We start from the raw sequence: 7,933 nt of genomic DNA on the forward strand, positions 1-7,933 counted from the left end.
GGAAGGATGGTACGCCCACCGAACATGCATTGGATTTGCGCTTGCGAGGAAGGGCATTTGATGAAGAATGCGCTTTGAGATTGTGAGAGGTTCCACCGGAGTGCGCCATGCCTCTTCATCGCCTGGCGGACAGCTTTGATCCCATCCAGCCGCCGCCGGATGTGCAGCGAACGACGCTGGCGCTGGACGTGCTGGGACGCTTCACCTGCAATACGTGGGACGAGGCGGTCAACAACGGCGGCGCACCGTTCGATGCCGTGATCATCGGCGCGGGCATGTTCGGCGGCTACTGCGCCGACAAGATTGCCCGTTCCGCTGGGGGCCGGCCCTTACGGGTGCTGGTGCTGGAGGCGGGACCCTTCCTTCTTCCGACCCATGTGCAGAATCTCCCCCGGCCCGGTCTCAACGTTCCTTCGGCGGTATTGCCTTCGACAGATAACGGCACGCCGCGCGAGCTGGTCTGGGGAACGCCTTGGCGCAGCAATGTCGCGTTTGTGGGACAGGCCTACTGCGTCGGCGGCAAGTCGCTCTACTGGGGCGGCTGGTGTCCCCGGCTAGAGGCCGACGACCTTCCGTCATGGCCGCCCTCGGTAGCGCAGTATCTCGGTCAGCACTATCCGACGCTGGAGCGGCAGGTGGGCGTGGCCGAGACGACGGATTTCATCGAAGGGCCGCTATTCGATCTCTTGAAGCAGCGCTTTTCCGCGATGCAGGGCAACCTACCCGATGTCACGAGCATCCAGGACCCGCCGCTTGCGGTACAGGGCCGCTCGCCCGCCTCGGGATTGTTCGCCTTCGACAAATACAGCAGCGTGACCGTGTTGATCGACGCCGTGCGCGAGGCCGCATCGCAAGGCGATGCCACGCGCCGCCTGTTTGTCGTGCCGAACGCGCATGTGACGCGCCTTGCCTTTCAGAACGGCGTCGTGACCGCGATCGAGGCCTCGGTCAATGGCGTGAGACAAAGCCTCGCGGTCAGCCCGGCCTGCGCGGTGATCCTTGCCGCCGGCATGATTGAATCGACGCGCCTTGCGCTGCTTTCGTTCCCGACCCACGGCGCCGATGGACAACCGGAGCGGATGGGACGGAATCTGATCTCCCACATCCGCAGCAACATGTATTTCAAGGTACGGCGCGCGGCGCTCGAGCCGCAGAACGCGCTGCCGGCCTTGTTGCAGACGGGGGCGCTGCTGGTGCGGGGCCGCACGCCGCGCGGCAAATTCCAGATCCAGGTCACGGCCTCGGCCGACCAGGGCGGCAATTCCGACGCCCTGCTCTACGCGATGATCCCCGATATCGACCAGCTCGACACGTTGCTGGCGATGCAGCAGTCGGGCTGGGTCTCCTTCGCCTTCCGTGGCGCCTCCGAACTCTTCGGCGATAAGAACACGCCGGTGCCGAATGCCGCGGGCCGCTGGATCGATCTTAGCCCATTCGAGAGCGATGAGTTCGGCATGCCCCGGGCCTATGTCCAGTTTACGGTCTCGGCGGAAGAAGAGGAGCTCGCAACTCGGATGGAAGCCTGCATGGTGGCGCTGGCGCAGGGCCTCGCCAACGGCAACCCGGCCGACATCGAGATGTCGCCGCCGCAGCGGGACGCGCTCGGATCGACCTACCATGAGAGCGGCACGTTGTGGATGGGCAGCGACCCGGCACGCTCGGTCACCGACACCAACGGGCGGTTTCATCATGTGGCGAACGCCTACTGCGCGGACCAGTCGCTGTTCGTCACCGTCGGCTCGGTCAACCCGACGCTGACCGGCCTGACCCTGGCGCGCAAAGTCTCGGAGGCCGTCATCGCGCGGGCGCTGAACCGCCAGGCTCCCGACTAATTCGGCCCGGGTGATACGCCTGGCTGAGCGAAAAACGTCTTGGCTTTTTGATGATTTTGAAGCGCCGCCGGTCGGTAGGGCCCATAACTGGTGAAATTCCGGACTGTCGGCATCGCGAGCCGCTCGTATACCGTTTCGTGCAGCGTTGCCGTGTCGGATACGTCGCGCACGGACTTGTGCCAGTGCAGCCTCGTGCCGCCGACACCCACCATGCACTCGTCGTGCATCATACCGTCGCTCGACGGGTAAAGTTTGAGCAGGCTCGGGTCGACGATGACGCGCCAAGCCTCCGGTATTTTGGTCGTAATAAAATCGACCATCCATTGCAGGGTGATATCGGACAATCGCGATTCGTTTTCAGGATAGCTTCCGCCGATGTCGGCATGATTGCCGGCAAACCAGATTTGGCCAAACTGCTCCGGCTCGTTTTCACGGTCTGGCCATAGAACGGTCCCGCTGCCTCCCCACGGCACCCGCTTGAAATCATTCCGGCCCTCGTCGATCGACTGGAGATGACGGGCATAGCGCACGTCATTGGAAAAATGCCGATCGTAAGCCCAATCCGGAAAGAAGCGCTGCCATCCGATCGCGGCTACCGCATCCCAAATCCCGACGAAGAATGCACAGGAGCCGGCCTCCGGCCCAGTGAGGGGCTGGTAGGATGATCGAAATTCAGCGAGCCTTGTGCCAAGCCTCTTATCATCCGTGATTGGCATTCCGAACGTATACAGACAGCGCACGGCATCTGTGGCGACTTTCCGGAGCGACGTGGGGTCAAGGTTCAGCGTCTCCCGGCCCGGCTCCTTCGTCGGGATTCCGCAAACCTCCAGCACGTGGGACAGACAGCGGACCGTATAAGCGCCTCGGCTGAAACCGAACAAGTAGATTCGGTCGCCGGGCTCCCAAACGCCCAAGATAGCGACATAGCAATCGATGATCTTCTTCGTCAGCCCAAAGCCGAACATTTGCCGAGCTGTTTCTTTAGTGCGATCCAGCAGCGAGTTGTGTCGAGGCATCGGCGTGCCGATCCCTGGAATGTAAAAGGCAAGCTGCTTTCGGGGATCGATGATCGCCTCGGGACCTGTTCGTGTCGCGCGATAGAGCTTGTAGACGTTCGTGCGGCTCTCATCCGGTAGCAGGCCGCCTTCGTTTCCCGTGCCGTCCGCGAAAATGAGGATATTCTTCACGAGTTTGATCTCCCACTGCAATGAGGATACTCATCCTCATATCGCATGGTTGCTGCGTCGGCCGTCCCGGCGGCCAACTCCGTGCGGAACTCATACGTATGACCCGCAAACTCTCAATCAATAGCAGCGGCCAGCAGCCGCTATGGGACCGCGAATGCGCTATGAGGAGTGTCAACGCGGCGTCGGCGCGGCGCTTCTTGCAGCGCGGCGCTGCCTTGGGCGTTTCCCGCCGGACTGCTCTGCCTCCGCTTCCGGCTCGGGTTCGGATCTGCGCAGCAGCTCTGGCAACCATCGGGTCTCGGCAAGCCGCGCCTCGGCGGTATCGGCCATGGCGGCTTTGGGTAGGGTTGCGAGGTTGTCGGCTGCCTCCTTCGAGACGCCTTCGGCGACCGCCTGCAGAATGCGCTCTTTCGAGACGCGTCCCAGATAATTTGTGGCGGTCGGACGCCAGTGCGATGCCATGTCGAGACCAAGCGCCTGCGCAAGCTGATCGGCATCCTTGGGTTCACTTGCATACGGGCCCGGCCGCTGCACGGCATCGACAGAGAAGGCCAGGCAATGCGCCATTAGCGCAAGGCGGCTCTCCGGCGTCTCATGCGCGAGATGCTCCCAGAGCGCGGCCGGGTCATCGGGCAGCGCCTTCAACAACGCCTCGTGGCGCTTGGTCACGGTCTGGGTGGCCGGGGCAGTCTCGATGGCGGGCAGGATCGCCTCGAGGTTCGGGCTGCGGGCGTGAACGTCAATGCAGGTCAGCCCGGCCGCCCCGCGAAAGCAGGCCTGCAGGGCAAGCGCGTGGGTCACGGCGGTCAGGGCGACGTCGGGATTGTCGCCCAGCGCGGCACGCAAGGCCATAGTCTTCGAAGCCGTCAGTTCGGCGATAAGCTTTTCGGAAAGCGGCGCGGGTTCGTCCTTGGCGCGAGCCGCGCGCCCCGGCTTCGCGTCCTTGACGTCGTCTTCCGGGCGGACCAACCCGCGCTCGATCCGCGGCGTGCCGTTAAAATCGAGGCTGACGATACAGCCGGAGCGACCCACGGCCTCGGTTTCGTAAACCGGCTCGCCCTGCAGCGCGGCGATCTCCTCTTCGAGGCGAGTGATGGCTTCGGCCGCTTCGTCATCAACGTCATATTCGAGCGATTCATATTCGGCTTCCAGCGCCTCAAGCCGCTGTTGATCCTCCTCTGACAGGTCCTTGGGCTTGGGATAAACGCGCCGGAATTGCGCCACGGCCGCGTAATCGAGCCGAGGCATGATTTCGATCCACTTCCAGCCTTCACCCTTAATCGCATCGGCGATAGCTCCCAGCTTTTCCGAGGCAAGGCGCATCACCAGCGCGGCATCGGCGAAGTAGCCCTGCCCTTCCGCCTCGAACAGATCCTGGACAATCGCACCTCCGGCGGCCCGGTAAGCCTCGATGCTGACAAAAGCGGCGCGTGGATCGCTGGCGGGTAGATGGGCCTCGGTCAGCGCCGAGAGAATGTCCCTGCGGCTCGTGCGATCCCCAAGCTCGCCCCAGACGCGGGTCTGCGCTTCGGTATCGTCGGTGATCGCAAAGGCGGTCAGCTGCTCAAGGCTCATGCCGCCACTGCGGTAAACCTCGATCAACGCCGGATGCACGGCAGCGAGCTTGAGCCGCTGCCGAACAACGGCGGGTGTCACGCCGAACCGCCCGGCGATATCTTCGGCGCTAAGCCCTTTTCGCACATGCAAATTGTGAAAGGCCTCAAACTCATCGGCCGGATTCATGCGAGCCCGCACTGCGTTCTCGGCGAGGCTAATCTCGAACGGGTCGTGATCGGTATCGATGGTGCAGGGCACGGCGTGGGACGGCTTTAAAACGCCCTGCTTCACGAGCAGCAGCAGCGCCAGGCGCCGCCCTTCCCCGGCGGTGACAAGAAAATAACCGGTCGGCTTCTTGCGCTTATCGAATTCCGGCTCGACCACGGGATTCTGCAGCAACCCGTGCGCCTTGATGCTGGCGGCAAGGGCTGCGATTTCTGCGGCGGTGTGCGCGACCTGGCGCGCGTTGCGCGGCGATTTCTTCAGCCGACTGAGCGGGACCGACTTTACCTCGGCCTCTATCGTATCCTTCTTCGTTCCGTTCTTCACATGCGCCTGCCCTTCCTGCGTTATTGGCGCGGGCATCAGAGGGCATGAGCAACGGCAGGTGAAGACCGTCGCTTTGTTCAAATCAATTTCACTTTATTCTGTTGGTAGACAAGCTTCGAACATGGAAATGTCTTTCGTGCAAAACAACGGACGATACGAGACGACTGGCGGCCTTGATTGCGAACAGATTAGATGGTGCGGCGCAAAAGGTTTACGACGCCCGGGAAAAGTTCAATTAAAAATTGTGTTATCCGTTTTTTTTGTTTATCTAAGCGAATTATTGGGGCGGGGATGATTATCAATGTTATCGACTCGAACGACGGCCGCAGCCTTTGCGCTCGTCTCGGTTATTTTTTTTACCGTATCAAGTCATCTGACGAAATTGCTGGTCGATGATAACTATGTAACCATCATAATGGCGTTTCGAACCTTGATCGCCGCAGGCGTTTTGTGGGTCATATTTTTGTGCGCGGAGCGGACTTTTTCCGTTCTTATTCTTGTCTGCTGGCCATTTTGGTGGTGGCTGGGAATGTTTATACTAGCGATTCTATTCTACGGGCTGGCCTTTGCCTCCCGATCGATCGATGATGTCCTTGTCATCGCAGCGATGATGCCGCTCCTTGTAATGTTTGTGGATTTTCAAGCCAATCCGGAAACGGTTCAAATCGCCGTTCTTCCGGTTGTGTTTTTTATGTTTCTCGCGGCAACAGCGCCGAGCATCTACGGTTGGTGGAGCGGACAAGACCAGTTGGCGCTTTCTTGGGGCACCGCTTTTGCGGTGGGAGCCACAATTTGCCACGCAGCATGGGTGATTCTTGGAAGGGCTGTTCAGCGGAAAAGCCCAAGCGAAACACAAGCGGGCGCTCGACTTGCGCTGATGTTTACATTCGCGGCCCTCTTTCTTCTTATTCTAATCGAACTCAAAATCCCGCAATGGTTTGAGGAAGTAGTCCGACATCGAAACTATCGACCAAGCTTTTGGCATTGGGCTGAATTTTGGGACGGATGGAACTTGGCGGGTGCGGGTACATTCGCGGGATTATCTGCGTTTTTCATCGTGCTTGCTATCAAGCGCGACAACCCTGGGCGCGTCATCCCCTACCACTATACGCTGGCGGTTTGGACCTTACTGTTGACGCTCGCGTTGGCGCCGGAACGTTACACGGCGCAACGGCTAAAGGTCACAGCCGCGTCCGCTGCCATCATAGCGATAGGGGCAATGATCTTATTTTGGATTTCGGGGCGGGACCCGCCGGACTCAAAAGGGGATTAAACGCACATTCGACGCGTCGCTTGATGGTCCCTGATAATGTGTCTTGCCGCGCTCGGCCACATAACAAGCCGTCATCGTCGTAATTGCTACTGTGAGGCCTATCGCGGCGAGCCTATATCCGTAACGCGTTTCTCGATCATCTCTAGACTGCTGCGCCGATTGGTCAATTTTCTGCTGCGTCGCGGCTGGTTCATAAACATGGACGGTCACGGCCGACTCCTGTCGAATGAGCTACTAGACGCGGCTCCCACATTGAACGAAAGATACGCGACCGTACAAAAAATGAGTTATCCACAATCATACTGTAAGTTGTAATCCTGCGCAAGATAGATAATTTCAGTTGATTAATGTCAAATTTGCATCCGAAAATAGGTAAGTTAGGTGTGATCTTATTATGACCGTCCTTGTAAGTGAGCTTCTCCGAAATCTTCAGTTAGCGCTCTTCCCCCGACCCCGCGACATCAACAGCCTGATTGATGCCATTCAAAAATGGGCAGTCGTAAGCAGTCGAGAGGCGTCCCTTTCGGCAGACACCTGGACAGGCTACCGCCATAGCGCCGCGGTAGAAGCACATTTACCGACGGTGCTTATTTTAGCGGAATATTTTTACAGTCATCCAACAAGTAAGAACCGTTCGGCATCTATATTTCAAAATATATGCTCGGATATGTTGACGGTAGGTCGTGAAGGACGATACCAGCGAACGGCAGGACAAGACCCGGCATTACGCAACAAGGAGGTGGATCGTCGCGCAGGAGCCTATGCGATTTTTCGAGTGGAATCTGAGCATGGCAACCCCTGCCAAGAACTGTTGCTTGTCCATCCAGCGGAAGGAAAATCACGGGTCCGTTTCGCGACAGTCGTAGGTCGCAACTTGATTGTAAGAGGACATTGGCATCTCTTAGGAAGTTCGCTCCATGTATCAGGTCTCGGTTTCCGCCATGGTCACCTTCCGGATTTTCTAACGCTTTCGTTTCTTGAAGCCGACCAAATTGCTGGAGGTGTTCTCTCGGGTTTAGGTACAAGCCGGCAAGAGCCAGTAACCATGTCGGTTGTTGTCACGAAACTGGATCTCCGGGGGAATTTTCAAAAGATAGGAGATCTTTCCGACGCAATGCTTTTAGATAAATTTCGGAAATTTGTTCCTAGGATGATGACCAAGCGACAAAGAACATTTTTTGATCGCGTGCATCAGGAAGTTTACGGCACGGCTCCTGTCAAGCCAGATGTTTGGCTCGCCCAAAAGCTAATTACATCGTCAGATGCGTTTATCCGAGCTCTCAGGGGTAGCGAAAACTTCTTGAAGATGATTGATCCGGGCCTCCGGCGGTTCTGCGAAGAGCTAATCTAACGAGGGGGTGACACCTCTCAGCCCACACCCTGCATTCGGTGGCGGAGGCGGCTCTACTTCGCCGAAGCTGATAGTTAAGATCAGCTTCGCGAAGCCCTTCGCTCATCAATCCAATGCGCCAAACGCTCCACTCGGCCGACCTGATCGTAGGCGCCACGCTTCATCGCGAGATTGTACGCATCGT

General features: G+C 58.6%; 7 protein-coding genes. 4 read left to right on the forward strand and 3 right to left on the reverse strand.

Annotated features, from left to right (window positions below; translation table 11 throughout):
• The first annotated feature begins 107 nt into the window (after positions 1 to 107).
• Positions 108 to 1,832 carry a GMC oxidoreductase gene (locus tag ACFE72_RS20680; RefSeq protein WP_375414988.1) on the forward strand — a complete coding sequence of 575 codons (1,725 nt, stop codon included), beginning with the start codon at positions 108 to 110 and terminating at the stop codon, positions 1,830 to 1,832.
• On the opposite strand, the gene ACFE72_RS20685 is transcribed toward ACFE72_RS20680, so the two are convergent.
• Together ACFE72_RS20685 and ACFE72_RS20690 are read right to left on the reverse strand one after the other, a co-directional pair.
• Complete coding sequence (locus tag ACFE72_RS20685; RefSeq protein WP_375414989.1) at positions 1,829 to 3,019, reverse strand: phospholipase effector Tle1 domain-containing protein; 1,191 nt, start codon at positions 3,017 to 3,019, stop codon at positions 1,829 to 1,831. The two genes, ACFE72_RS20680 and ACFE72_RS20685, sit on opposite strands and share 4 nt — an antisense overlap.
• Positions 3,020 to 3,190: 171 nt before the next feature.
• Positions 3,191 to 5,098, reverse strand: a complete 1,908-nt coding sequence (locus ACFE72_RS20690) for a ParB/RepB/Spo0J family partition protein (protein ID WP_375414995.1) — start codon at positions 5,096 to 5,098, stop codon at positions 3,191 to 3,193.
• Between ACFE72_RS20690 and ACFE72_RS20695 the strand changes: the two genes are divergently transcribed.
• Together ACFE72_RS20695 and ACFE72_RS20700 are read left to right on the forward strand one after the other, a co-directional pair.
• Positions 4,986 to 5,420 (forward strand): hypothetical protein, encoded by a 435-nt coding sequence (locus tag ACFE72_RS20695; protein WP_375414996.1) that lies wholly within the window; start codon positions 4,986 to 4,988, stop codon positions 5,418 to 5,420. The genes ACFE72_RS20690 and ACFE72_RS20695 overlap by 113 nt on opposite strands.
• Positions 5,421 to 5,426: 6 nt before the next feature.
• Positions 5,427 to 6,398, forward strand: a complete 972-nt coding sequence (locus tag ACFE72_RS20700; RefSeq protein WP_375414990.1) for a hypothetical protein — start codon at positions 5,427 to 5,429, stop codon at positions 6,396 to 6,398.
• Here the strand turns inward: ACFE72_RS20700 and ACFE72_RS20705 are convergent.
• Positions 6,384 to 6,608, reverse strand: coding sequence for a hypothetical protein (locus tag ACFE72_RS20705; protein WP_375414991.1), 225 nt, complete (start codon positions 6,606 to 6,608; stop codon positions 6,384 to 6,386). The two genes, ACFE72_RS20700 and ACFE72_RS20705, sit on opposite strands and share 15 nt — an antisense overlap.
• A 184-nt stretch (positions 6,609 to 6,792) precedes the next feature.
• Between ACFE72_RS20705 and ACFE72_RS20710 the strand changes: the two genes are divergently transcribed.
• Positions 6,793 to 7,749 (forward strand): hypothetical protein, encoded by a 957-nt coding sequence (locus ACFE72_RS20710; RefSeq protein WP_375414992.1) that lies wholly within the window; start codon positions 6,793 to 6,795, stop codon positions 7,747 to 7,749.
• The last annotated feature ends 184 nt before the right edge of the window (positions 7,750 to 7,933 follow it).

The sequence above is a fragment of the uncultured Bradyrhizobium sp. genome (assembly GCF_964252615.1).
GTDB lineage: Bacteria > Pseudomonadota > Alphaproteobacteria > Rhizobiales > Xanthobacteraceae > Bradyrhizobium.

Excerpts from the sequence above, each read along its gene's own strand:
- ACFE72_RS20710 (WP_375414992.1), top strand. The coding sequence starts at position 6,793 with ATGACCGTCCTTGTAAGTGAGCTTCTCCGAAATCTTCAGTTAGCGCTC.
- ACFE72_RS20700 (WP_375414990.1), top strand. The coding sequence starts at position 5,427 with ATGTTATCGACTCGAACGACGGCCGCAGCCTTTGCGCTCGTCTCGGTT.
- ACFE72_RS20680 (WP_375414988.1), top strand. The coding sequence starts at position 108 with ATGCCTCTTCATCGCCTGGCGGACAGCTTTGATCCCATCCAGCCGCCG.